This is a genomic window from Streptomyces sp. NPDC042002 (genome assembly GCF_055588305.1).
This window is the reverse complement of record NZ_JBVJCT010000006.1, coordinates 49,542-75,638: the sequence shown is the minus strand read 5'-3', so window position 1 is coordinate 75,638 and position 26,097 is coordinate 49,542. Positions and strand designations below refer to the sequence as shown.

The following is a 26,097-nucleotide window of genomic DNA, read 5'->3' as shown; positions in this document are numbered from 1 at the left end:
ATCGCACCGCGGCGCGCACGCCCCCCGGCGCACGCCCCGCCCGACGGGCCCTCCGCCGGACACGGCGGCCCCCGGCCGGCCAACGCCGAGGGCGGCGGAGCCGACTACGACTCCACCGCCCTGACCAGCTATTTCACGCCCGCGGGGCGCTCGGCGTCAGCTGCAGCCGCTCGTCGAACCGCAACCCTCGCAGATGTAGCAGGAACCGGCCCGCTGCATCTTCGTGCCGCAGGAGAAGCAGAGGGGGGCGTCCGCCTGGATGCCCAGCTGCATCTCCACCAGCTCGGCGCTGGTGTGGACCTGCCTCGGGGCGGGCTCGGCCGCGACGGCCTCGACCTTGGGGGCGGCGACTGCCTTCAGCTCCTGCGCGAGGGGCGCGGACTGGGCCAGTCCCTCGACGTCGACCTCGTCGTCGGAGGGCTCGTAGGAGCCCGTCTCCAGGTGACGCTGGCGCTCCTCGGCGGAGTGGATGCCGAGCGCGGAGCGCGTCTCGAAGGGCAGGAAGTCCAGCGCGAGGCGGCGGAAGATGTAGTCGACGATCGACTGCGCCATCCGCACGTCCGGGTCGTCCGTCATGCCGGCCGGCTCGAAGCGCATGTTGGTGAACTTCGAGACGTACGTCTCCAGGGGCACGCCGTACTGCAGACCGACCGAGACGGCGATCGAGAAGGCGTCCATCATGCCCGCGAGGGTGGAACCCTGCTTCGACATCTTCAGGAAGACCTCGCCGAGACCGTCGTCCGGGTAGGAGTTGGCGGTCATGTAACCCTCGGCGCCGCCCACCGTGAAGGAGGTGGTGATGCCGGGACGGCCCTTGGGCAGACGCTTGCGGACCGGGCGGTACTCGACGACCTTCTCGACCGCGGTACGGATGGTGTCCTCGGCCTTCGCCGTGACCTCGACCTTTTCCTTCTCCTTGGTCTTCGCGGAGAGGGGCTGGCCGACCTTGCAGTTGTCGCGGTAGATCGCGAGCGCCTTGACGCCCATCTTCCACGCCTCGAAGTAGACCTCTTCGACGTCCTCGACGGTCGCCGTCTCCGGCAGGTTGACCGTCTTGGAGAGCGCGCCGGAGATCCACGGCTGGATCGCGGCCATCATGCGGACGTGGCCCATCGCGGAGATGGAACGCTCGCCCATGGCGCAGTCGAAGACCTCGTAGTGCTCGTGCTTGAGGCTCGGGGCGTCGATCACATTGCCGTTCTCGGCGATGTGGGCGACGACCGCCTCGATCTGCTCCTCCTGGTAACCCAGGCGGCGCAGGGCCTGCGGCACGGTGCCGTTGACGATCTGCATCGAGCCGCCGCCGACCAGCTTCTTGAACTTGACCAGCGCGAGGTCGGGCTCGAGACCGGTGGTGTCGCAGGACATCGCGAGACCGATGGTGCCGGTGGGGGCGATGACGGAGGCCTGCGCGTTGCGGAAACCGTTCTTCTCGCCGAGGCGGACCACGTCCTGCCAGGCCTCCGTGGCGGCGGCCCAGATCGGGGTGTCCAGGTCGTCCACGCGGACGGCCGTGGTGTTGGCGTCGGCGTGCTGCCGCATGACGCGCTGGTGGGGCTGCGCGTTGCGGGCGTAGCCGTCGTACGGGCCGACGACCGCGGCGAGCTCGGCGGAACGCCTGTACGACGTACCCGTCATCAGGGAGGTGATGGCGCCGGCGAGCGCGCGGCCGCCGTCGGAGTCGTACGCGTGGCCGGTCGCCATCAGCAGGGCGCCGAGGTTGGCGTAGCCGATGCCCAGCTGACGGAAGGCGCGGGTGTTCTCGCCGATCTTCTGGGTCGGGAAGTCCGCGAAGCAGATGGAGATGTCCATCGCGGTGATGACGAGCTCGACGACCTTGGCGAAGCGCTCGATCTCGAAGGACTGGCGGCCCAGGCCGTCGTCCTTGAGGAACTTCATCAGGTTCAGCGAGGCCAGGTTGCAGGACGTGTTGTCCAGGTGCATGTACTCGCTGCACGGGTTCGAGCCGTTGATACGGCCGGACTCCGGGCACGTGTGCCACTGGTTGATCGTGTCGTCGTACTGGATGCCCGGGTCGGCGCAGGCCCAGGCGGCCTCGGCCATCTTGCGGAAGAGCGACTTGGCGTCGACCTCCTCGATGACCTCGCCGGTCATGCGCGAGGTGAGGCCGAACTTCCCGCCCGTCTCGACGGCCTTCATGAACGTGTCGTTCACGCGGACCGAGTTGTTGGCGTTCTGGTACTGGACGGACGTGATGTCGTCGCCGCCCAGGTCCATGTCGAAGCCCGCGTCACGGAGGGCGCGGATCTTCTCCTCCTCCTTGACCTTGGTCTCGATGAAGTCCTCGATGTCGGGGTGGTCGACGTCGAGGATGACCATCTTGGCCGCGCGGCGGGTGGCGCCGCCCGACTTGATCGTTCCTGCGGAGGCGTCGGCACCGCGCATGAAGGAGACGGGACCCGAGGCGTTGCCGCCCGAGGACAGGAGCTCCTTGGAGGAGCGGATGCGGGAGAGGTTCAGGCCGGCGCCGGAGCCGCCCTTGAAGATCATGCCCTCTTCCTTGTACCAGTCGAGGATCGACTCCATGGAGTCGTCGACGGCCAGGATGAAGCAGGCGGAGACCTGCTGGGGCTGCGGGGTCCCGACGTTGAACCAGACCGGGCTGTTGAAGCTGAAGATCTGGTGCAGGAGGGCGTACGCCAGCTCGTGCTCGAAGATCTCGGCGTCGGCGGGCGAGGAGAAGTACTTGAAGTCCTCGCCGGCCTTCCGGTACGTCTTCACGATGCGGTCGATGAGCTGCCGCAGGCTCACCTCGCGCTGCGGGGTGCCCACAGCACCGCGGAAGTACTTGCTGGTGACGATGTTGACCGCGTTCACCGACCAGAAGCCGGGGAACTCGACGCCACGCTGCTCGAAGTTGACCGAGCCGTCGCGCCAGTTGGTCATGACGACGTCACGGCGCTCCCACTCCACCTCGTCGTACGGGTGCACGCCGGGGGTGGTGTGAATGCGCTCGATGCGCAGTCCCTTGCTGGCCTTGGCTCCGCTCTTCGCGCGGGAACCTCGTGCCGGACCGCTCGCCGTCTCTGTCATGCCGCCTCCCAGTTACAGGCTAAAACGCGCTGAAGTGCCGCGAACTTCCCGTGGCACGGTCTGTGTCTGATGCTGCGGGTGCCGTTGGTACGGCCTGACGCAGCAGGTCTGTGGTCGCCGCCCGTGGGCGGGGCCGGACGCCCCGGAGGGGCCGGCCCGCGGTCAGTCGGCGGCGGTGGCGGGCACGGGAACCTCCACGGTTCCTCCGCGTCCGCGGTCGGTCTCCTGGCGCACCACGTCCGGGTCGTCGTCGTCCACGGCGGGGCGCTGATTCACCTGCCTGAGTTCCGCGATGGCGGCTTCGAAGTCGTCGAGCGAGTCGAAGGCCCGGTACACGGACGCGAACCTCATGTAGGCCACGAGGTCGAGTTCCTGCAGGGGTCCGAGTATGGCCAGCCCCACGTCGTGGGTGGTCAGTTCGGCGCTTCCGGTCGCCCGCACGGCCTCTTCGACGCGCTGGCCGAGCTGGGCGAGCGCGTCCTCGGTGACGGGCCGCCCCTGGCAGGCCTTGCGCACGCCGTTGATGACCTTGATCCGGCTGAAGGGCTCGGTCACACCGGAGCGCTTAACCACCATCAGCGAGCACGTCTCCACGGTCGTGAAACGACGGGAGCAGTCGGGGCACTGGCGGCGCCTGCGGATCGACGTGCCGTCGTCGGTCGTACGACTGTCGACGACGCGGCTGTCAGGGTGCCTGCAGAAGGGGCAGTGCATGGCTCCGACCCTCCTTCACAGCACGACTCAGGGACCTCGCGGGACCTCACCGGCCCCTCGAAGCAGCCTCAAGCATAGGCGATGCCCGAGGGTTCGAAGACCCGGGGGACCACAACTTCTGGGATGCCGCCGCAATCCAACCACTAGATGTGGGGATCGGCCCGCGAATTCGCCCACGCCGCGCGTGTCATACACGTAAGGGCACGTGCCGCACAGGCATACCCATCCCGGACACACGGGGATAGCGTGGTCGGCGCACGGAAGGGGGCCGGTTCCCGGCCGGTCGGCCATCGGATGGCAGACTGGGCGGCGGCCCAGGTCAGCCGGCACGGCCGCCGCCTCCGGCGGTGAAGGGTACAGCAATGAGCCCTTTCGTCCGCCAGGCACGTCGCCAGCCATACACCCAGACACATGCTCACGTCAGGCAATTCGCGTTTTTTCACTCGAACGTGTGTTTGGCGCAACCTTTCGAAAGCAACTACCGTTGTCCAGCAGGGAGACCATCGAGAGGGGCCGACGTGACCACCACCGCAGACAGCGCCACCATCACCGCCCAGGACCGCTCCCAGGGCCGACTCGAGCCGGTGCATGTGATGAACGAAGCCGCGAACCATGAGGGGCCCAAGCGCTCCCTGCCTGGCCGACCTCCAGGCATCCGGGCCGACAGCTCGGGACTGACGGACCGGCAACGCCGGGTGATCGAGGTGATCCGGGACTCCGTGCAGCGGCGCGGCTACCCGCCGTCGATGCGGGAGATCGGGCAGGCCGTCGGCCTTTCCAGCACCTCCTCGGTCGCGCATCAGCTGATGGCACTGGAGCGCAAGGGCTTCCTGCGGCGAGACCCGCACCGCCCGCGCGCGTACGAGGTGAGGGGCTCCGACCAGTCCTCGGTGCAGCCCACGGACACCGCGGGCAAGCCGGCCGCGTCCTATGTGCCGCTCGTCGGCCGTATCGCCGCCGGCGGCCCGATCCTCGCCGAGGAATCGGTCGAGGACGTTTTCCCTCTCCCCCGCCAGCTGGTCGGCGACGGAGAGCTGTTCGTCCTGAAGGTCGTCGGTGACTCGATGATCGAGGCCGCCATCTGTGACGGGGACTGGGTGACGGTCCGCCGCCAGCCGGTCGCCGAGAACGGCGACATCGTCGCCGCGATGCTGGACGGCGAAGCCACCGTGAAGCGCTTCAAGCGCGAGGACGGGCACGTGTGGCTGCTGCCGCACAACTCCGCCTACCAGCCGATTCCCGGCGACGAGGCGACCATCCTCGGAAAGGTCGTGGCCGTACTGCGCCGGGTGTGACACCGCGAAGGGCGGACCCCCGCCCCTGACCGGGCCCCGGAACCAACTGCGCCGGTTCCGGGGTCCTGTGCGTTCTCTGGCCGGGGGCCTTGACCGGACTCCACTGGCCCTTCGGCCGCGGGGTGCTGGGTGGCATACGCCTCGTGGGCCCGGGCAGGGAGCGGCGCCACGCGGCTCGTGGCCACGCCCTCCAAGGCCCCACGTGGCTCGTGGGCACGGGGCTCGGGCTCCGTGCGGATCCCGGGCGCGCGGCTCACGGCTCCACGTGGCTCGTGGCACGGGCTCCGTGCGGCTCGTGTACCAGGTCCAGCGGGCCATGGGCTGGGCCCTGGCCGCTACGCGTCCTCCGCCTCACCCGCGGGCTCTTCGGCCTGCCCTGCCGTCTCCTCGATCGCCCTCGCCTTCTCGTCGATCGCCGCGAGGGATCTACGGACCTGGTTCGGGTCCGTGGTGTACCAGAAGTCGGGGAGCGAGGCCTTCAGATAGCTGCCGTACCGCGCCGTGGCCAGACGCTGGTCGAGTACGGCGACCACGCCCCGGTCACCCGAGGCTCGCACGAGACGGCCGGCGCCCTGGGCCATGAGGAGCGCGGCGTGGGTGGCGGCGACGGCCATGAAGCCGTTGCCCCCGTTGTCCTCGACCGCCTTCTGGCGGGCGCTCATGAGCGGGTCGTCGGGGCGGGGGAACGGGATCTTGTCCATGACGACCAGCTGACAGCTGGTGCCCGGCACGTCCACGCCCTGCCAGAGCGAGAGCGTGCCGAAGAGGCAGGTCTTCGGGTCGGCCGCGAAGTTCTTGATCAGCTCGCCGAGGGTCTCCTCGCCCTGGAGCAGGATCGGGTACTCGGGGATGCGGCTCCGCAGCTCCTCCGCAGCGAGCTGGGCCGCGCGCATCGAGGAGAACAGGCCGAGCGTGCGACCGCCGGCGGCCTGGATCAGCTCGGTGAGTTCGTCGAGCATGTCACCGCGGTCGGCGTCCCGCGCGGGGCGCGACAGATGCTTGGCGACGTAGAGAATGCCCTGCCTCGGGTAGTCGAAGGGCGAGCCGACGTCGATGCCCTTCCACTGGGGAAGGTCCTCGCCCTCCGTGCCTTCCGGGGCGAGCCCCATCGACGCTCCCACGCCGTTGAAGTCGCCGCCGAGCTTGAGGGTGGCGGACGTCAGGACGACGGAGCGGTCGGCGAAGAGCTTCTCCCTGAGGAGACCGGACACGTTCATCGGAGCCACCCGGAGCGAGGCTCCGAAGCGGTCGTGGCGCTCGTACCAGACGACGTCCCATTCGGAGCCGTTGGCGATGCGCTCCGCCACGGCGTGCACCGCTTCGACGGACGCCAGGGCCTGCTTCCGTACGGCGTCCTCGTCCTGGACGGACTTGTCGCGGGTGGAGCCGATGGCCGTGATCACCGTGCGGGCGGCGTCGCGCAGCGCCATCAGCGCGTACCCGAGGTCCTCCGGGATCTCCTCCAGGCGTCCCGGCAGAGCCAGCTCCATCAGGCGCTCGAAGCCCTCGGCGGCGGTCTGGAGCTGGTCGGCGGCCTTCTCGTTGGCGAGCTTCGCGGCGCGGCGCACCGCGCGGTTGACCTGTCCGGGCGTGAGCTCGCCGGTGGCGACTCCGGTGACCCTGGAGACCAGCTCGTGCGCCTCGTCGACGATCAGCACCTCGTGCTGCGGGAGGACCGGCGCGCCCTCGATGGCGTCGATCGCGAGCAGCGCGTGGTTGGTGACGACGACCTCCGCGAGCTTGGCCCGCTCTCGGGCCATCTCGGCGAAGCACTCCGCTCCGTAGGCGCATTTGGTGGCGCCGAGACACTCCCGGGACGACACCGAGATCTGGCCCCAGGCCCGGTCGGAGACACCGGGTGTGAGGTCGTCGCGGTCACCGGTCTCGGTCTCGTCCGACCAGTCGCGAAGCCGCAGCAGGTCCTGCCCCAGCTTGCTGGTCGGCGCGGCCGCCTCGAACTGGTCGAAGAGGCCCTCTTCCTCGTCCTGCGGCACGCCCTCGTGCAGGCGGTGCAGGCACAGGTAGTTCGACCGGCCCTTCAGCATCGCGAATTCGGGGCGGCGGCGCAGCAGCGGGTGCAGCGCGTCGACGGTGCGCGGCAGGTCCCGCTCCACGAGCTGGCGCTGGAGCGCCAGGGTGGCGGTCGCCACGACGACCCGCTCCCCGTGCGCGAGCGCGGGCACCAGGTAACCGAGTGACTTTCCGGTACCGGTGCCCGCCTGGACCAGCAGGTGGGAACTGTCGTCGATGGCACCGGCGACGGCTTCGGCCATCGTCACCTGGCCAGGGCGCTCCGTGCCGCCGACGGCGGTGACGGCAGCATGCAGGAGTTCGGGGAGTGAGGGCTTCGTCATAGCGCTGCCAGCCTACGGGGCGCCACTGACAACCGAGCGATCAAGGCCGGAACCGAAGGCGTGATCGAGCCGGGCGCGGGCCGGGGGATCACGGCTGGTGAAGGGGGTTCGGGACGGTGCCGTGAACGGCGGCGTGCGGGCGCGCCGGACGGTCGCGGTAACCGTCCAGATGCAGCCGGTTGCGGTTCAGGCACAGCCGCTCGATACGGGGAGTGAGCAGGTCGAACATCTCGTGACGGTCCTTGAGCTCGGGAAAACGGGTCTGGTGGCGGATGATCTCCCCTCGTACGAGGGACCAGAATTCATCCTCGGGAACACCCAGTTGCTCCTCGCAGAGCGGCGCGAGGTAGCGGAACACTCCTACGAAGAGCGCGGAGTGGATGAACTGGATCAGGAAGGCGGGCGGCTCGGCCAGCAGGACCCGCCGTACCTCGTCCGGCATGGCGGCATGCTCGGGCAGGGGCTCCGCACTCACATTGATGTCGTCCACGAAGTCCTTCATGGCGAGCCGCACGGGAACGTCATGGTCGTCGAAGACAACGATCACGTTTTCGCCATGTGGGTTGAACACAGTGCCGTATCGGTACAGGAAATGCAGCAACGGTGGCAGGAGCACGGCGAAGAGACGGCGCAGCCAGGATCTCGGCGCGAGTCCGGAGCGGGCCACCAACTGGGCGGTGAAGGAACGGCCCTCCCGGTCGGTGTGCAGCAGGGCTGCCAGGGTGCGGGCCCGTTCGCCGGGGGCCAGGTGGCGGGAGACCGGCTCGCGCCAGATCGCCCCGAGCAGTTCCCTGTACTGGTAGGGCACCTCGGGGAGGGCGTCGTACACCGGATGCCCCACGGTCACCGAGGCGACCTCGCCGAGGAGGATCACCCCGCAGCTGTCCCGGAGGAACGGGTCGGCGGCGCGCAGGGCGTGCATCCAGGTGGTGACGGCGGGCGCGGCGAGCGTCCGCCGGGTCGGAAGGCCGCGCCACACCAGGGTGTTGAGGACGGACAGCGGCAGCTTCACGGTGTGCCGGTCCGGGCGCGAGACGTTGAGGAACGTACGGACGGACTGCTGGGCCAGCCGCAGATCGCCGTCCGAGTGCAGCGGCACGATCGCGTCCGTGGCGATCTGAGCGGCGAAGAGGGGCAGGACGACCTCGTCCCACTGCCAGGGGTGCACGGGCAGATAGAGGTACGCCTCGGGGGCGAGCCCCCGCGCGCGGAGCACCCCGTCGAACGACTCCCTTGTGGCGGGGGCGAGTTCGCGCGCGTACAGGCGGTCCGCGGTGTCCAGGCCGCCGACACCGCGGTAGGTGGCGAGTCCGGTGTGCACCGCGATCCACGGAAGGGGGGTCGCTCTGCGGGCCTCCGGTGCCCAGCGCCCGGCGTCCCGCGCGGAGAAGCCGAGGCGGCCCTTGTTGAGCACGATCCACGGGTGGCCGGTCTGGTGGCCCTCCAGTTCCGCGTATCCCAGGTCGGCGAGTTCGGCGGCCGTGAGGGCCTCGTGGTCGAGGCGCGCGTCCGCGGCGAGCGTCGTGCCGAGTTCACGGATGCCGTGCCCGAGCGTCGCCCCGTCGAGCCCCAGCGTGCCGCGGGCGCGCGTGAGGAAGCCGACGGGGTCGCTGAACGGCCGGAGTTCCGCCCCGCCGTCCGTGAGCGTGAGGGAGTCGGGGTCCACACGCCAACTGCCGTACGCGGTACGGCGCGCACGGAAGGACAGGCTGCCGCCCGCGTCGAGGCGGACGGCGTATGGGGCGCCGGTGGTGCCGGTGGTGCCGGTGGTGCCAGCAGGATCCGCTTCCGCGGCGGAGGCCAGGTCCGGCTCCGGCTCCGGCTCGATGATCCCTTCGTACGCGAACTCGCCGATCATCTTCGCGAGCAGACGGCGGCCGGCCCGCTCCCAGCGGTCTGCGCGCAGCTCGGGCGGGTCGTACAGGGCGGGCGTCTCTCGGGCGGCCGGGGTGGCGGAGGGATGCGACACGGAGACTCCTCGGCAGGGAACCGGATCGGTGCGAGCGGTGAACCAAGAGTGACGGCTCTACAACAGATCGCGCAGGGCCCGGTCCCGGATCATGAGGGCCGCCCGCTTGCCGGGCAGGTCGACCTCGGTGGAGAACCGGAAGCCGGCGCTCAGGAACGCGGACACGGAGGGGGTGTTGCGAAGATCGGGTTCCGCGACGACACGGGCGCACGAGGGGCGCTTGTCCAGTACGTGGTCGGCGACAGCTCTGAGCAGGGTGGAGCCGAGTCCTCGCCCCCGGTTGGCGACACCGCCGATGAGAAGGTGGATTCCGGTGTCGTGCGGTCGGGCGGGGTAGTGGCGCGCCAGAGGGTCGAGATCCGCGCGGTAGATCTCCCAGTAGCTCATCGGGGTGCCGTCCAGCGCCCCGAGGCACGGGACGCTGCGTCCGTCGCCGTCGAACTGCCGGAGCAGATGCTCCTCGACCACGGACTCGGGTCCCGCCAGTTCCCAGAACGCCGCGACGGCGGGGTCGTTCATCCAGCGGTGGATGAGAGGGAGATCGCGCTCGGGGCGCACGGGGACGAGGTGGAGGACGCCCGCGGGTGTCCTGACCGGCCCCCAGCCGCCGACACGGTCGAGCAGGTCGTCCCCGTCCGGAATCCCGGCCGCGTTCCCGTCCCGAGATCCGGTGTCCCCGGCGAACAGCGCGATCAGTTCGTCGGGGAGGCGCAGGTCGAGCGTGTCCTCGCAGTCCGTGCCGGCGCCGGGTTCCGAGCCGGTGCCCGCGCGGGATCCGGGGTCGGATCCGGCTTCGAGTCGGGTGGCGCGGGCGGTACCGGCGTCGGTGCTCGCATCGGTGGGAGGCACGGCGACGCTCCTCTCAGGAGACGGGGTGGGTCATGTTCCTCAGGAATGAAGGGGGTTGGAGATGGTGACGTAGACGGACTGGGTGTCGACAGGGCCGACGAGTTCGTCGAGGCCGTGCAGCCGGGTGAGCAGGTTGGCCTTGCAGCGCAGGACGGGTGAGTCGAGCAGGAGGGCGGGGAGCGGCGTCCGCAGTCGGGCCGGGCCGGTGGCGACGCCGGTGAGGAAGCGCCGGAACGCGGCGAGCAACAGCCTTTCGTCGGCGAGCCGTTGGGAGCCGAACGCACCGATGAGCCCGAGCACGTTGTTGATGGCGAGGTAGTAGGCGAAGCGTTCGTCGGTGACCTCGTCGGAGACGAAGGTGTCGCTGTGCGCCCCGATGCCGGGCAGCCGGGCGTCCAGTTCGGCGCGCCGGGACTCTCGGAAGTAGTAGCCCTGGTTGTCCCGGTAACGGCCGCCCGCGGGCCAGCCTTCCGCGTCCAGCAGGAGCAGGGTGTTCTGCTGGTGGGCCTCCAGAGCGATGCCCGCCTCGCTGTCCAGCCAGAGGACGGGGCGTACGACCTGTTCGAGATAGCGCAGGAACCACTCGGTGGCGACGGCGCCGCGCGGGCGGCCGGTGCGGGCGGCGAGCCCGGTGATCGTCTCGGTGAGCCGGGACCGCATGAAGGGGCCGCGCTCCGCCGGGTTGTGCGTGCCGAGCCGGGCGTACGGACGGGGCGAGACCAGTCCCGCGACGCAGCCGATGTCGTCCGTCGGCCCGAACGGATTGTGCCGGATCATCACGTCGAGCCCGGGAAGCGGGTTGCCGTCCTGGCCGTCGACGGCGAGCCAGGACGGGTCGCGGACGATGTCGAAGCCGGGGTGGACGGCCTGCCACTGCTTGAACAGGCCGCCGCGCAACAGGCGGTGCACCTCCACGCCGCGGTGGAGCTCCTTGCGGAGGTTCTCACGACGGGAGTTGGTGATGCGCAGGCCCAGCGACAGTTTCAGCATCGCCGGGGCGCCGGAGCGGTAGACCGTGCGGACGGAGGAGGTGGGGTGCCATGGGGTGCCCCGCGGACCGAGGTCCTGGAGGAGCCCGGCATCCAGCAGGGCCGCTGTCTCCCGGCGATGCCGGACCTCGCGCATCTGCCAGGGGTGCAGCGGCAGTACGGCGGCGTATCCGTCGGGGAGCGCAAGGCCGGGCCCGGCCAGCCGGATGGTCAACTGCTCCGCCGATACGGGACGGCCGCGCTCCGTCCACGCCGAGTCGGACGCCAGCACCGAGGGTGCGACCGCCATCCAGTGCAGGGGGAAGGAGCCGCGCAACTCCGGCGAGTAGAGCCTGCCTTCCGCGTCGGAGAGGCCGTCGCGTCCCTTCGGTGTCGGGTGCAACGGGTGGCCGAGGAGGAGTGCCTGCTCGGCGGCGAGGAAGAGGTCGGGGGTGTCGGCGGGGTGCTCCCTGCGGTCCCTGATGAACACCGCGGTGCGCCGGACCGAGTCGGCGACGCGGCCGACCAGGTCGGCGCCTTCACCGGCCGGGCTGTCCGAGTGCCGGGGGTCGTGGAAGTACTGGGGATCGTCCGAGTGCCGGAGATCGGGGTCGCCCGGTGCCGCTGCCGCCCCCTCGTCGGCGGGCGCCGGGTGGCTCGTGTCCACGGCCGGTGTTCCGGCGGCCGTCTGCCGTGCGAGGAGGGCCGCCACCGTCACCGCGTCGACGGTCGGCGCCTCGCCGGGAGCGCCTGCGAGGAGGGGAAGGCCGAAGCGGTGCCAGCCGGAGGGGGACCAGTGGCGGACGGGAACGAGCAGGGTCGTGCCGCTGGCCGGAAGGGCGATGCGAAGGGTGCCGTCGTCGGGGGCGGGCAGGTTGTTCTCCCGTACCCAGCAGCGCAGCAGGTTCTCGACCGCCGCCGCCTGCGCCGCCGTCCGCGTGTCGGGGTGATCCAGCAGGTCGAGCGGATCGAAGGTCGCCGCGCGCGGCCGTTCAGGCGCCCGGGCCGCCTCCATCTGCCGGGGAACGGACTCCGATCCGGACAGGTGCGGGGTCGCTGTGCCGACGGCCGCTCGCTCGTACGGAGAGGGAGGGCTGCCGGGTGCGGGGGTGGCGTTCACGAGAATTCCTTGCGGGTCGTTCGGGCTCGTACGGCGACGAACCGGGGCGGAACCGGGGTGCGTTGGGCTCTTGCCGTTCCTGGTGGGCTGCCGAGGAGGGGTCGGCGGTGGGAACGGCGGAAGGGAAACCGGCCAGGACGCCAGGACGGCGGATGCGACGCAGGTCGAGGCGGTCAGACCGTCACCGCGGACCGTCGGGGCCCCGTGCCCCGTCCCTCCCGAGCCGCCGGTCCCCCTGTGCCACCGCGCTCACCGCGTCCGCGAGCCGGTCGAGCACGGCGGACGTCTGTTCGTCGCTGATCGTCAACGGCGGAAGGAGCCGCACGACGCTCGAACGGCGGCCCCCGAGTTCCACGATGAGGCCCCGGCGCAGGCACTCCCGCTGGACGGCCGCGGCGAGTTCGGGTGCGGCGGGGCGGGGGCCGTCGGGGGTGGGGCCGTCGGGGGTGGGATGCGGTGGTCCTTCGGGGTCGACGAGTTCGAGGCCGATCATCAGGCCGCGTCCGCGTACGTCGCCGACGCAGGGGAACTCCGTCGCGAGACCGCGGAGTTGAGCCAGCATGCGGGCCCCGACGGTGGCCGCGCGTTCGGCGAGGCCGTGCTCGCGTACGTATGCCAGGGTGGCGGTGCCGGCGGCCATGGCCAGTTGGTTGCCGCGGAACGTGCCGGCGTGGGCACCGGGCTGCCAGACGTCGAGGTCGTCACGGTAGACGACGACGGCCAGCGGCAGGCTGCCGCCGATGGCCTTGGACAGGACCATCACGTCCGGGGTGATCCCGCTGTGTTCGACCGCCCAGAAGGTGCCCGTCCGGCCCACCCCCGTCTGGACCTCGTCCGCGATCAGCGGGATGGACCGGGCCGCCGTGATCTCGCGCATCCGCCTCGTCCAGGTGTCCGGAGCGGGAATGACCCCGCCTTCGCCCTGGACGGGTTCGAAGATCATCCCGGCGGGGGCCGGTACGCCCGACTTGGTGTCGTCGAGGAGGGACTCCGTCCAGCGCGCGGCGAGTTCGGCGCCTCGGTCGCCGCCGATGCCGAACGGGCAGCGGTAGTCCTGTGGATAGGGCAGGCGCGCGACGCGTACGTCGACCGCGCCGCCGGAGGCTTCGAGGGCGCCCGCCGTCATCCCGTGGTAGGCGCCGGTGAACGCGAGCATGCCGGTGCGGCCGGTGGCCGCGCGCACGAGCTTGAACGCGGCCTCCACGGCGTCCGTCCCGGCCGGTCCGCAGAACTGGATCCGCGCGCGCTCGGCGAATCGTGGGGGAAGCGTGCGGAACAGTTCGGTGGTGAAGGCGTCCTTGACCGGTGTCGCGAGGTCCAGGACGTGCAGGGGCGCCCCCGAGTCGAGGACCTTTCTGATCGCCTCCAGGACGACGGGATGGTTGTGCCCGAGGGCCAGGGTCCCCGCTCCGGACAGGCAGTCGAGATAGCGGCGCCCGTCGGCGCCCTCGATCGTCAGCCCGCGGGCTCGCACCGGGACGATCGGAAGGGCGCGCGCGTAGGTTCGTGCCGCCGATTCGCGCGCCGACTGGCGCCGCAGAATCCCCTCGTGCGCCGCGCGCGCCCGCTCGCTCGCTCCGGCGCCGGCATCCCGCGCCCCCTCGGGTTCCTCTGGCGCCCCCACCGGCACCATCGCTGACTCGGTCACGGCCACGACTACAGGTCCTCCCGCTGTCCAGAGGCGAGTTGGCAGGGGGGTCCGAACGCAGGCGGAAGGCCCCCCGTACTTACCAACGACGCCACGCGCGTTGGGAAGCGGGTGAATTCGAGGTTCCCTGCCGGTTCATCACCGGTTCCTTGCCCGGGTCGAACGGGCGGACCCTTGATGACGTTCCGTCAGGACGGCAGGTCCGGCGGACACACCTCCCGTAGCTGAACCGTTGCCGTTCCGTGGGATGTCCCGCACAGCGACCGCATAGTCTTTGATGCCGTTCGGCCGTACCGAACGAACCGCTCAGCACCCGCGGACGCACCGCACAGTTCCCATACGCCCAGGGGGAGTCACACCATGCGATCCATACGCCCGCCCTTCGCCGCCCGTCGAGGCAGGAGCGCGCGCCGCAGAACGTCCCCCGTTCTGGCCGCCGTCGGCCTCGCCGCGGCCCTCACCCTGACGGCCACCGCCTGCGACTCGGGCAGCGACACGGCGAGCGGCCGGCCGACCGCCTCCGTGTCCCAGGGCGGTGACGGAAAGATCCAGATCCCGGACGACATCAAGAACAAGCTCAAAGAGCACGGCATCGATGTCGACAAGTGGAAGAACGGCGCCTGGAAGAACTGGGACAAACGCGAATGGCTGCGCCAGGCCGACGACTTCATCAACCCGATCATCAAGGGCCTCTGGGACCCGGCCCGGATGCGCGGTGCCGACGACCCGGACAAGAACAAGGGCGTCGACGACGCCGACCTCACGGGTGACCAGGGCGTCACCGACCCTGAACCGGCCCCGGTGACGGCGCGGGCCGTGCAGACGTCCTACCACGCCCATGTCCCCGAGGCGGGCAAGGTGTTCTTCGACTCCCCCGAGGGCACGATGGTCTGCTCGGCGACGGTGGTCGAGGACCCGGCGCACCCGGGCAAGTCCAACCTGGTGTGGACCGCGGGCCACTGCGTGCACGCCGGCAAGAAGGGCGGCTGGTACCGCAACATCGCCTTCGTGCCCTCGTACAACGACTCCGGCAGGACGGCGGCGCAGATGGAGAACGCCCCGCGCCAGGAGGTCGCTCCGTACGGCGTCTGGTGGAGCGACTGGGCGCAGACCTCGGACCAGTGGATCGAGCGGGGCGGTTCCACCGGCGGCCAGGGAGCCTCGTACGACTACGCGGTGCTGCATGTGACTCCGGAGAAGGGCAGCGGCGGCAAGTCCCTTGAGGAGACCGTGGGTTCGGCGCTGCCGGTGAACTTCAACGCTCCGGCCGTGCCCAAGGTGTCGAGCATCACGGCGACCGGCTACCCGGCCGCGGCGCCGTTCGACGGCCAGAAGCTGTACCAGTGCACGGACAAGCCGGGACGGCTGTCGGTCGCGCAGGCGGACCCGACGATGTACCGCATCGGCTGCACGATGACGGGCGGCTCCTCGGGCGGCGGATGGGTGGCCACGGGCTCGGACGGCAAGCCGGCGCTGGTCTCCAACACCTCGATCGGCCCGGTCAAGTTCGGCTGGCTGGCGGGTCCGCGGCTGGGCGCTGTGGCCAAGGGCGTGTACGACTCGGTGAGCGCGAAGTTCGCCGGACGGTGACGCGCACGACGTAACAGGGTTCGGACGGACGGCGGTGGAACGGGGCACGGGAACTGTCACCGGCCCACCGTCGTCCGTCCTCAATCGGGCGGGAGATCCTTCTTCGACCGGGCCGGGAAAATCGTCCCCAACTGGGCTGCCACCGTGGGGTATCGGGTTCGGGAGGGCTCCCTGGAGAGCCGCCCCATACCCGACCGGCACGGCGACAGGTCCGACCAGCACAGCGACAGAGCTTCGACCGGGGGTACACCATCATGCGTTCTTCAGGACGGCGTCGTACGGTCCTCGCCGCCACCGGCCTCATGGCCGCCCTGGCGCTCACCGCGACCGCCTGCGACTCCGGCGGCGCCCGGGCGAGCGGCGGGTCCACCGCCTCCGCGTCGCAGGGGTCCGCGAGCGGCGACGACACGATCAAGATCCCGGACGACATCAAGGACAAGCTCAAAGAGCACGGCATCGATGTCGACCAGTGGAAGAACGGCGCCTGGAAGAACTGGGACAAGGACAAGTGGCTCAGTGAGGCCAAGGACTTCGTCAACCCCGTGATCGACGGACTGTGGAAACCCGAGCGGATGAAGTCCGCCAAGGACCCGGCCAAGACGATCTCCGCGCAGGACGCGGCGGCCGACCAGGGCGTCAGCGACCCGGAACCGGCTCCCGTCGACGCCCAGGCCGAGAAGACCCCGTACCACGACCACGCGGCGCCGGTCGGCAAGGTCTTCTTCGACTCCCCCGAGGGCTCGATGGTCTGCTCGGGCACGGTCGTCAAGGACGTGAACCACCCCGGCAAGTCCAACCTCGTGTGGACCGCGGGCCACTGCGTGCACGCCGGCAAGAACGGCGGCTGGTACCGCAACATCGCCTTCGTGCCGTCCTACAACGACCAGGGCAGGTCCGCGGCGCAGCTCGGCGGCGCCACCGCCTCGCAGATCGCGCCGTACGGCCAGTGGTGGGCGGACTGGGCGTCGACCTCCGACGAGTGGATCTCCGGCGGCAACGAGACGGGCGGCGCGGGTGCCCCGTACGACTACGCCGTGCTGCATGTGAAGCCGGAGCAGGGGGCCAAGTCGCTGGAGGAGACCGTCGGCAACGCGCTGGACGTGGACTTCTCCGCGCCCTCCGCCCAGGACGCCGGGACGGTGGGCGCCTGGGGCTACCCGGCCGCGCCGCCGTACGACGGACTCAGCATGTTCAAGTGCGTCGACAAGCCGGGCCGCCTCTCGTTGAACCCGGCCCTGCCCACGATGTACCGCATCGGCTGCACCATGACCGGCGGTTCCTCCGGCGGCGGCTGGTTCCGGGTCGTCGGCGGCAGGACCGAGCTCGTCTCGAACACCTCGATCGGCCCGGCGGCCCACACCTGGCTGGCCGGACCGCAGCTCGGCAGGGGCGCCCAGGCGCTCTATGAGCGGATGAGCAAGGGGTACGGCGGCCGGTAGGCACCACCCGCGCCCGTGCGAACGGACGGCCGAGCGGTCATACGGAAGGGCGGCTGCCCGGACGTACGAAACCGAGGACGGCTGTCCGGACTGACGAAACAGACGGCGGTGCTGCCACACGGAAGGACGGCTGCGCCGCCACGGCGAAGGCCCGCCCCCTGGAAAGTGCCGACAGGGGGCGGGCCTCTATGCATCCGGAGCGATCGGATCGCTCGGCGAATCGTCGACCGGGGTACTTACCGGAGCGCGGGCGCCGGGACGTACGGTGCGAGGTCCGCCGCCAGTTCCTCGTGGACCCGCAGCTTGAGCAGCGTGCCCTCCCCGGTGTGCTCCTCGGAGAGCACCTCGCCCTCGGTGTGGGCGCGGGCGACCAGCTTGCCGTGCGTGTACGGAACGAGCGCCTCGATCTCGACCGAGGGGCGCGGCAGCTCGTTGTCGATGAGCGCGAGCAGTTCGTCCATGCCCTGGCCCGTACGCGCCGAGACCGCGATGGAGCGCGTCTCGATCCGCATCAGCCGCTGGAGCACCAGCGGGTCAGCCGCGTCCGCCTTGTTGATCACCACGATCTCGGGCACCTTGGTCGCGCCGACGTCACGGATGACCTCGCGCACCGCGGCCAGCTGCTCCTCGGGAGCCGGGTGCGAACCGTCCACCACGTGCAGGATCAGGTCGGAGTCGCCGACCTCCTCCATCGTGGAGCGGAACGCCTCGACCAGGTGGTGCGGCAGATGGCGCACGAAGCCGACCGTGTCGACCAGCGTGTACAGCCGGCCGCTCGGGGTCTCGGCCCGGCGCACGGTCGGGTCGAGGGTCGCGAACAGCGCGTTCTCGACCAGGACGCCCGCGCCCGTGAGGCGGTTGAGCAGGGACGACTTGCCGGCGTTGGTGTAACCGGCGATGGCGACCGAGGGCACCTTGTTGCGGCGGCGCTCCTGGCGCTTGATCTCGCGGCCCGTCTTCATCTCCGCGATCTCCCGGCGCATCTTCGCCATCTTCTCGCGGATACGGCGCCGGTCCGTCTCGATCTTGGTCTCACCGGGACCACGGGTGGCGAGGCCGCCGCCCTTGCCGCCGCCCATCTGACGGGACAGCGACTGACCCCAGCCGCGCAGCCTCGGCAGCATGTACTGCATCTGCGCGAGCGCGACCTGCGCCTTGCCCTCTCGGGACTTGGCGTGCTGGGCGAAGATGTCGAGGATCAGGGCCGTACGGTCGATGACCTTGACCTTGACGACGTCTTCCAGGTGGATCAGCTGGCCGGGGCTCAGCTCACCGTCGCAGATGACGGTGTCGGCGCCGGTCTCGATCACGATGTCCCGGAGCTCGTTGGCCTTGCCGGAACCGATGTACGTGGCCGCGTCGGGCTTGTCGCGGCGCTGGACGACGCCGTCGAGCACGAGCGCTCCCGCGGTCTCCGCGAGCGCGGCCAGCTCGGCCAGCGAGTTGTCCGCGTCCCGGATGGTGCCCGAGGTCCAGACACCGACGAGGACGACGCGCTCCAGGCGGAGCTGTCGGTACTCGACCTCGGTGACGTCCTCGAGTTCGGTGGAGAGGCCCGCCACACGGCGCAGCGCCGCGCGCTCGGAGCGTTCGTACTGCTCGCCGTCCCGGTCTCCGTCGATCTCATGGCTCCAGGCGACGTCCTCTTCCATCAGGGCATCGGCCCGAAGACCTTCAGGGTAGTTCTGCGCGGAACTCTGCGTGTCCTGGGAAGGGGAAGAAGAGGAGGTCATTGGATCCTTACGTAGGTGGGGCGAGCCGCGGGCCGACGAGAGTCGTCCGTCAAAGGGAACAACGCCCGAGGCCACCGGGAGATTCCCGGTTCCGGCCGGGCCAACCCTCCGAAGGGGGCCGCGCCGCCGGCTCGAAGATGGTCGCACGGTACGGCTCGTCTCGTCACGCGACTTATCGGGGCCCGCCGGACACCCGCGGGCATCACTCCCGCGGGGTGCCGCCGTACGCCCGGTCCCGCCGCTCCAAGGGCCCGCGGGCCCCGGTTCCTCACGCGCTCCCGTGTGCCTTACGTGCCTTCGGGGCGTCGCTCCTCCAGTCCGGGTGACCCGGCATCGGCGGTGTCTTCGCGTCGTACAGCCATGCCTTGAAGAACCCCCTCAGATCGCGCGCGGCGACGGCGGAGGCGAGGTCCACGAAGTCGGCCGTCGAGGCCACGCCGTCGCGGTTGACGCTCACCCACGTCCGCTCCAGCCGCTCGAAGGCCGGGCGCCCGATCTCCTGGCGCAGCGCGTACAGGGCCAGCGCCGCGCCGTCGTAGACGTTCGGGCGGAAGATGCTGATCTTGTGGCCGGGCTGGGGTCCCTTGGGCCTCGCGGGCGGCCCGCCGGTGGCGCGCCAGGAGTCGGACAGCCGGTAGGCCGCCTTCATCCGCTTCTCCATGGGCTTGTTCGCCTTCTCCTCGGCGTACAGGGCTTCGTACCAGGTGGCGTGCCCTTCGTTGAGCCATACGTCCGACCAGGTGCGGGGACTGACACTGTCGCCGAACCACTGGTGCGACAGCTCGTGCACCATGATCGACTCGACGTACCACTTCGGGTAGGCGGGCTCGGTGAAGAGCTCCTTCTCGAAGAGCGACAGCGTCTGCGTCTCCAGCTCGAAGCCGGTCTGCGCCTGGGCCATCAGCAGCCCGTAGGTCTCGAAGGGGTACGGCCCGACCTTGCTCTCCATCCAGGCGATCTGGCCGGGGGTCTTGCGGAGCCACGGTTCGAGCGCCGCGCGGTCGGCGCTGGGGATCACATCCCGGACGGGCAGTCCGTGCGGCCCCGCCCGGTGCAGCACGGCGGAGCGGCCGATGGACACCTGGGTCAGCTCGGTGGCCATGGGGTGCTCGGTCCGATACGTCCAGGTCCTGGCCCCGCGAGTCCGGTGGGTGCCCTCGGGCAGACCGTTCGCGACGACCGTGTACGCCTCGGGGGCCGTGACGTGGATGGTGAACATCGCCTTGTCGGAAGGGTGGTCGTTGCACGGGAAGACGAGGTGCGCGGCGTCGGCCTGGTCGGCCATCGCGAGCCCGTCCTTGGTCCGTACCCAGCCGCCGTCCTGGCCCTTCGCGCTGACCGGATCGCTGGTGTGCCGCACGGTGATGCGCAGCGGGCTCCCGGCGGGCAGCGGCTCGGCCGGCGTCACCACCAGGTCGTCGCCGGCCTTCGTGAAGTCGGCCGGGGCTCCGTTGACCTCGACCGATCGCACCGTTCCGTGCGCGAAGTCGAGGTTGACCCGGTCGAGCGGGGCGGTGGTGAGGGCGTCGATCGTGGTGACGGCCTTGAGCGGCTTGTCGTTGGCGCCGGGGTAGGTGAAGTCGAGGTCGTACGACTCGACGTCGTACCCGGGGTTGCCGAGGGTGGGGAAGAGGCGGTCACCGACTCCCAGGGGCACGGCCGGGTCCGGGGCGCTCGCGGCGATCAGACAGACGGAGACGGCCGAGGCGAGCAGGGCCGCCGTGACGCGGCGGCTCCTCGGGCGTGCGGGCGTGGGGGTGGGGTTGAGCGGCATGGACCACCGCTACCAGCGCCCGCCGGTTCCGCGCTGCCGACTCGCGCCCGGCCCACCCGAACGGGTCGGTCCCAAGACTCATTGGGGCCAGCGCGCGGCAGACGGCGTCGGACGCCAGGTACCTGGTCTCTACGGGGCCGCGGTCGCCCGGCCTGCTGGGCTGCCGCGGCCCGGCCTGCCGGGCCGTGCTCGACCGCCGTCTCGGCTGCGCTCGCCCGGTCTCCACGGGGGACTCTTCACGGGCGGTGGCTACGGCACTGCCGCCGCCCGGTGTGCACGGGGCTGCCGTCGCCCGGTCCAGCGGGACTTGGGTCGCCCGGTCTACTGAGCTGCCGTCGCCGGGTGCTGGGCCCGGCTCACGTCGTACACGCCGGGCACATTGCGCATGGCGCGCATGAGGCCCTGGAGGCGGGCCGCGTCCGGGAGTTGGAGCGTGTAGGTGTGGCGCACCCGCTGCTGGCTCGGCGGTTCGACGGTCGCGGAGACGACGGCGACGCCCTCCGCCGCGATGGCCTCGGTGAGGTCGGCGAGCAGATGCGGACGCCCGAACGACTCGGCGACCAGGGTGACGCGGCACTCGGTGGTGTCCCCCCAGCGCACCCCGACCTCCGGGCGCCCCGCGCTCTTCATGCGCGCCGCTCCGGCGCACTCCACGCGGTGCACGGTGACCACTCCCCCGCGGACGGCGAAGCCGGTCACCTCGTCGGGGGGTACGGGCGTACAGCAGCCGGCCATGCGGACGGACGCGCCGGGCGGGTCGGCGACGGCACTCGCGGGGCGGGCGACCTGTGCCTCGGCGGGGCGCGCCGGGGCCTCGACGGGCGGCCTGGGGCCCGTGGCGGAGGTTCTGGACGCCTCCTCGGCGCCGGGTGCGGGGTGCGTGGCGATCCAGCGCTGGATGGCGATCCGCGCGGCGGCCGTGTGCGCGTGCTCCAGCCATTCCCTGGACGGCTCGGAGGCGGGGTCCTGGCCCATGAGGAGCTGGACGGTGTCGCCGTCCTTCAGGACCGTACTCAGCGTCGCCAGGCGGCCGTTGACGCGGGCGCCGATGCAGGCGTGCGCGTCCTCGCCGTACGCCGCGTAGGCCGCGTCGACGCAACTGGCGCCCTCCGGAAGGCCCAACGAGCCTCCGTCGGCGCGGAAGACGGTGATCTCGCGGTCCTGGGCGAGGTCTTCGCGGAGCGTCGACCAGAACGTGTCCGGATCCGGGGCGCCCTGCTGCCAGTCGAGCAGGCGGGAGAGCCAGCCGGGGCGGGTGGGGTCCGCGCGTTCGCCGTCGAAGGGGCGTTCGGCGCCGCCGTCGGACTGTTCCTCCGACGGCGGCGCGTAGGGATTGCCGAGCGCGATGACTCCGGCCTCGGCGACCTTGTGCATCTGGTGCGTACGGATGAGGACTTCGGCGACCTGGCCGTCGCCACGGGTGACGGCCGTGTGCAGCGACTGGTACAGGTTGAACTTGGGGACGGCGATGAAGTCCTTGAACTCCGACACCACCGGGGTGAGACAGGTGTGCAGTTCGCCGAGGACGCCGTAGCAGTCGGCGTCCTCGTTCACGAGCACCAGGAGACGTCCGAAGTCGGCGCCGCGCATCGGGCCGCGTTTGCGCGACACCCGGTGTACGGAGACGAAGTGCCGTGGCCTTATGAGGACTTCGGCCTGGATCCCGGCGTCGCGCAGGACCACGCGCACCTCCTCGGCGATCTCCGCGAGGGGGTCGTCGTCGCGGTTCGCGTTCTCGGAGAGGAGCTCCCGGGTGTGCGCGTACTCCTCGGGGTGCAGGATCGCGAAGACGAGGTCTTCCAGTTCGGTCTTGAGTGCCTGGACACCGAGTCGCTCGGCGAGCGGGATCAGCACGTCCCGGGTCACTTTGGCGATGCGCGCCTGCTTCTCGGGGCGCATGACGCCGAGGGTCCGCATGTTGTGCAGCCGGTCCGCGAGTTTGATCGACATCACCCGGACGTCGTTGCCCGTCGCGACGAGCATCTTGCGGAAGGTCTCCGGTTCGGCGGCGGCGCCGTAGTCGACCTTCTCCAACTTGGTGACGCCGTCCACCAGATAGCAGACCTCGTCGCCGAACTCCGCTCGCACCTGCTCGAGCGTCACTTCCGTGTCCTCGACGGTGTCGTGGAGCAGGGAAGCGGTCAACGTCGTTGTCTCGGCTCCGAGTTCGGCCAGGATCAGGGTCACGGCGAGCGGGTGCGTGATGTACGGCTCGCCGCTCTTGCGCATCTGGCCCCGGTGCGAGGACTCCGCGAGCACGTAAGCCCGGCGCAGGGGCTCCAGCTTGGCGTCGGGATGGTGGGCGCGGTGCGCCTCGGCCACATGCCCGATCGCGTCCGGCAGCCGGTCGCGGGCCGCGGGCCCGAGCAGTGCGGCCCGCCCCAGCCGGCGCAGGTCGATCCGGGGCCGCGCCTTCTTGCGGTGCGCCGGGGGCACCCCCGGCTCCAGCGAGGCCGAACGCTGGGGGGCGGGCGTTGCAGGGCCTGGCGTCGCGGGATTCGTCGCCTCCGCACTCATGGGCACCTCCGGCTGCGTAAGACCGGCGGACGGGTGCCCCATGGCGTACTCGGCTCAGGGGATGGTGTCGATCCCCCGTCCGGGCCGGTGCTTGATGCTACCGACCCCACCACGCCCGGTTGACCGCCTCTCGCCGAGCGTGAAACGGATCACCCATTCGAGCGAAGGTTTTGGGGTTTACGGTTTCGAATTTCTGGAACGGACGGCATGCACGTACGACGTCCGACCAGTGACACGTCGGTGCTGTGCGGTGCCGTGCCGAGGGCACCGGGGTGGGGACGAGGCGGACGTCCCCGGCCGCACGGCTCAGCGCAGGGCGCCGTCCAGCCACTCCGCGTCGATCTCGCCCTCGGCGACGATCACCGCGGGGCCCGTCATCTCGATCTCGCCGTCCGCGTGCTCGGTGATCACCAGGCTGCCGCCGGGCACGTCGACGGTGTACGTCGCCGGGGTGCCGGTCACGGCGGGGTCGGCGTTGTCACGGCGGGCCGCGGCGACGGCCACGGCACACGCGCCCGTGCCGCAGGAGCGGGTCTCGCCGGAGCCGCGCTCGTGGACCCGCAGGGCGACATGGCGCGGCCCCCGGTCGACCACGAACTCGACGTTGACCCCGTCCGGGTACGCCGACGCCGGGGTGAACGGCGGCGGCGTGAGCAGATCGCCGGCGTGCGCGAGGTCGTCCACGAAGGCGACGGCGTGCGGGTTGCCCATGTTCACGTTGCGCGCGGGCCAGGTGCGCTCGCCGACGCTCACCGAGACCCCTCCTTCGGGGAGGAGCGCCTTGCCCATGCCGACGGTGACGTCTCCGTCCTTGGCGATGTGCACGGGCTTCACTCCCCCGCGCGTGGCGACCGCAATGTCACCTTCGGCCACATATCCGGCGCGGTGGAGGTAGTGGGCGAACACACGCACTCCGTTGCCGCACATCTCGGCGACCGAGCCGTCGCCGTTGCGGTAGTCCATGAACCACTCCGCCTCGGCCGCCATCCGCTTGGCCTCGGGGTGCGCGGCGGACCGCACGACGTGCAGCACACCGTCGCCGCCGATGCCCGCGCGGCGGTCGCACAGGGCGGCGACGGCGGCGGGAGGCAGGTCGATGGCGTTCTCCGGGTCCGGGATGATCACGAAGTCGTTCTCGGTCCCGTGCCCCTTGAGGAAGGCGATCCGCGTGCTCATTCCTCGATCGTACGGGGTTGGTACGACACGGCCGGCGGTGGGCGGGCAGGACACTCGCCGGGCTCGGTCGGCAGGACACTCACGTCGGCGCCGGGCCGAGGCGCCGAGACGGGGAACCGGATCGGGCCCGTGTCCTGGTGGACCGGACCCGTGGGGTCAGCGCAGTCGGGCGACGCGCCCCACGGCGAGTACGGCCACGGCGGCGACGACCACGACGTACGCGACCACCACCCGCCAGTCAGCACGTCGGCCGGAGCCGCGCGGCGGGAAGCCGGGCAGGGCGTAGCCGACCCGGCGGGCGGCCATCATGCCCCAGCCGGCGGCGCACAGGCAGATCAGCAGCCCGAGCATGGCGACCACGGCACCGCCGTCACCGAACTCGAAGGCGAGCGGGAAGGCGAACATCAGGGAGCCCGTCGTGGCCAGCGCCACGATGGGCGCGAGCTGCCAGATGCGCAGCAGGCGCTGCGGGCGCAGCTCGACCTCGACCTCGGGCTCCGGGGACATCGCGCCGGGCTCGGGGCCGTCGGCGATCACCCCGCCGGGGGTGTCCTCGGGGCCGTCGGAGCTCAGTCGCTCTCCGCCCAGCTCCGGCTCGACGCCGGGATCGGCGTCCGGATCGATGCTCAGACGAACTCCGTCCGGATCAGCACCGTACTCAGTGCCTCGTGCAGTGTCGCGAGGGCCGGCCTCCATCGCCACGCGCCCTCCCAACTCGGACTTCACTGGTCGATCGAAGCTTGATGATGGCACGGCGCCGGAGGCCCGGATGACGGCCGGAGCGTCCCGATGCCATGACGTGATCAGGCTGTGACCGGTCGTTCGACCAACGCCAGTGCGAGCTCCGGGAGTTCCGTGAGGTCCGCCGCGGCCCCACTGAGCCAATGCACCCTGGGGTCCCGCCGGAACCATGAATCCTGACGGCGCGCGAAGCGCTTGGTGGCGCGAACGGTCTCGGCGCGGGCCTCGTCCTCGGTGCACTCCCCGGCGAGCGCCGCGAGGACCTGCTGATACCCGAGCGCGCGGGACGCCGTGCGCCCCGCGCGCAGGCCGTGTGCCTCCAGGGTGCGCACTTCGTCCACGAGCCCGGCCTCCCACATCCGGTCCACCCGGCGCGCGATGCGCTCGTCGAGCTCGGGGCGCGCCACGTCGACACCGATCTGGAGGGTGTCGTACACGGAGTCGTGGCCGGGCAGGTTGGCGGTGAAGGGCTTGCCGGTGATCTCGATGACTTCGAGGGCGCGGACGATACGGCGGCCGTTGCTGGGCAGGATCGCCTGCGCGGCCCCGGGGTCGGCCATGGCGAGCCGCGCGTGCAGGGCTCCGGAGCCGCGCAGGGTCAGCTCCTCCTCCAGGCGGGCGCGCACCTCGGGGTCGGTGCCGGGGAACTCCATCTTGTCGACGGCCCCGCGGACGTAGAGTCCGGAGCCGCCCACCAGGATCGGCCAGCGCCCCTCGGCGAGCAGCGCGTCGATACGGGCACGGGCGAGCCGCTGGTACTCGGCGACGCTGGCGGCGACCCTCACGTCCCAGACGTCCAGAAGGTGGTGCGGGATGCCGCCGCGCTCGTCGGGCGTCAGCTTGGCGGTGCCGATGTCCATCCCTCGGTACAGCTGCATGGAGTCGGCGTTGACCACCTCGCCTCCGAGGTACCTGGCGAGGAAAACGCCCAGATCGGACTTTCCTGCCGCGGTCGGTCCGACGACGGCGATGACCCGGGGGGCGGGGGGTGCGCTACTCACGGTCCCAGTCTCGCAAACCCGGGGGCCTCACCTCCAACGAGCTACGTGACGCCAGGGGTCCGGGTTCGTTCCCTCTTGCGAGGTTCCAGCCGCCGGTTTCGAGAACCGGTGACCCGGGTGACGCAACGGGACGCACCGAGTAACGCGGAATTTCG

The 26,097-nt window shown here is 71.0% G+C and carries 16 protein-coding genes; 3 read left to right on the top strand and 13 right to left on the bottom strand.

All coding sequences use genetic code 11. The features are described 5' to 3' along the window. Positions 1–156 precede the first annotated feature (156 nt). Positions 157–3,054: a vitamin B12-dependent ribonucleotide reductase gene (locus ACZ6KY_RS11955; RefSeq protein ID WP_469310186.1), complete on the bottom strand. Its 2,898-nt coding sequence runs from the start codon at positions 3,052–3,054 to the stop codon at positions 157–159. A gap of 162 nt (positions 3,055–3,216) precedes the next feature. After that, a complete protein-coding gene (gene nrdR, locus ACZ6KY_RS11950) occupies positions 3,217–3,768 on the bottom strand; it encodes a transcriptional regulator NrdR (protein ID WP_467757374.1) in 552 nt (183 codons plus the stop codon). Positions 3,769–4,286: 518 nt separating this feature from the next. Here nrdR and lexA point away from each other — a divergent pair. Continuing rightward, positions 4,287–5,063: a transcriptional repressor LexA gene (gene lexA / locus ACZ6KY_RS11945; RefSeq protein WP_103549644.1), complete on the top strand. Its 777-nt coding sequence runs from the start codon at positions 4,287–4,289 to the stop codon at positions 5,061–5,063. 335 nt (positions 5,064–5,398) lie between these two features. Here lexA and ACZ6KY_RS11940 read toward each other — a convergent pair whose 3' ends face one another. The 5 genes from ACZ6KY_RS11940 to ACZ6KY_RS11920 form a co-directional block, all read right to left on the bottom strand. Beyond that, positions 5,399–7,417, bottom strand: a complete 2,019-nt coding sequence (locus ACZ6KY_RS11940; RefSeq protein ID WP_469310185.1) for an ATP-dependent DNA helicase — start codon at positions 7,415–7,417, stop codon at positions 5,399–5,401. A gap of 88 nt (positions 7,418–7,505) precedes the next feature. Continuing rightward, positions 7,506–9,386: an IucA/IucC family protein gene (locus ACZ6KY_RS11935; RefSeq protein ID WP_469310184.1), complete on the bottom strand. Its 1,881-nt coding sequence runs from the start codon at positions 9,384–9,386 to the stop codon at positions 7,506–7,508. 57 nt (positions 9,387–9,443) lie between these two features. Continuing rightward, entirely contained in the window at positions 9,444–10,235 is a 792-nt protein-coding gene (locus tag ACZ6KY_RS11930) for a GNAT family N-acetyltransferase (RefSeq protein WP_469310183.1), read from the bottom strand. A gap of 39 nt (positions 10,236–10,274) precedes the next feature. Further along, positions 10,275–12,323, bottom strand: a complete 2,049-nt coding sequence (locus ACZ6KY_RS11925; protein ID WP_469310182.1) for an IucA/IucC family protein — start codon at positions 12,321–12,323, stop codon at positions 10,275–10,277. 181 nt (positions 12,324–12,504) lie between these two features. Continuing rightward, positions 12,505–13,977 (bottom strand): diaminobutyrate--2-oxoglutarate transaminase family protein, encoded by a 1,473-nt coding sequence (locus tag ACZ6KY_RS11920; protein ID WP_469310181.1) that lies wholly within the window; start codon positions 13,975–13,977, stop codon positions 12,505–12,507. Positions 13,978–14,331: 354 nt separating this feature from the next. Between ACZ6KY_RS11920 and ACZ6KY_RS11915 the strand changes: the two genes are divergently transcribed. After that, on the top strand, positions 14,332–15,561 hold the full coding sequence (locus ACZ6KY_RS11915) for a trypsin-like serine peptidase (protein WP_469310180.1): 1,230 nt from the start codon (positions 14,332–14,334) through the stop codon (positions 15,559–15,561). Positions 15,562–15,815: 254 nt separating this feature from the next. After that, positions 15,816–17,000 (top strand): trypsin-like serine peptidase, encoded by a 1,185-nt coding sequence (locus ACZ6KY_RS11910; RefSeq protein ID WP_469310179.1) that lies wholly within the window; start codon positions 15,816–15,818, stop codon positions 16,998–17,000. Between the two features lie 236 nt (positions 17,001–17,236). Here ACZ6KY_RS11910 and hflX read toward each other — a convergent pair whose 3' ends face one another. The 6 genes from hflX to miaA form a co-directional block, all read right to left on the bottom strand. Beyond that, positions 17,237–18,733, bottom strand: coding sequence for a GTPase HflX (gene hflX / locus ACZ6KY_RS11905; protein WP_469310178.1), 1,497 nt, complete (start codon positions 18,731–18,733; stop codon positions 17,237–17,239). Positions 18,734–19,001: 268 nt separating this feature from the next. After that, positions 19,002–20,507 (bottom strand): M1 family metallopeptidase, encoded by a 1,506-nt coding sequence (locus ACZ6KY_RS11900; protein ID WP_469310177.1) that lies wholly within the window; start codon positions 20,505–20,507, stop codon positions 19,002–19,004. 321 nt (positions 20,508–20,828) lie between these two features. Then, positions 20,829–23,024 (bottom strand): RelA/SpoT family protein, encoded by a 2,196-nt coding sequence (locus ACZ6KY_RS11895; protein WP_469310176.1) that lies wholly within the window; start codon positions 23,022–23,024, stop codon positions 20,829–20,831. A 306-nt stretch (positions 23,025–23,330) separates the two neighbouring features. Then, complete coding sequence (gene dapF / locus ACZ6KY_RS11890) at positions 23,331–24,200, bottom strand: diaminopimelate epimerase (RefSeq protein WP_469310175.1); 870 nt, start codon at positions 24,198–24,200, stop codon at positions 23,331–23,333. A gap of 156 nt (positions 24,201–24,356) precedes the next feature. Further along, positions 24,357–24,896 carry a hypothetical protein gene (locus ACZ6KY_RS11885; RefSeq protein WP_469310383.1) on the bottom strand — a complete coding sequence of 180 codons (540 nt, stop codon included), beginning with the start codon at positions 24,894–24,896 and terminating at the stop codon, positions 24,357–24,359. 107 nt (positions 24,897–25,003) lie between these two features. Continuing rightward, a complete protein-coding gene (gene miaA, locus ACZ6KY_RS11880) occupies positions 25,004–25,942 on the bottom strand; it encodes a tRNA (adenosine(37)-N6)-dimethylallyltransferase MiaA (RefSeq protein ID WP_469310174.1) in 939 nt (312 codons plus the stop codon). Positions 25,943–26,097 lie beyond the last annotated feature (155 nt).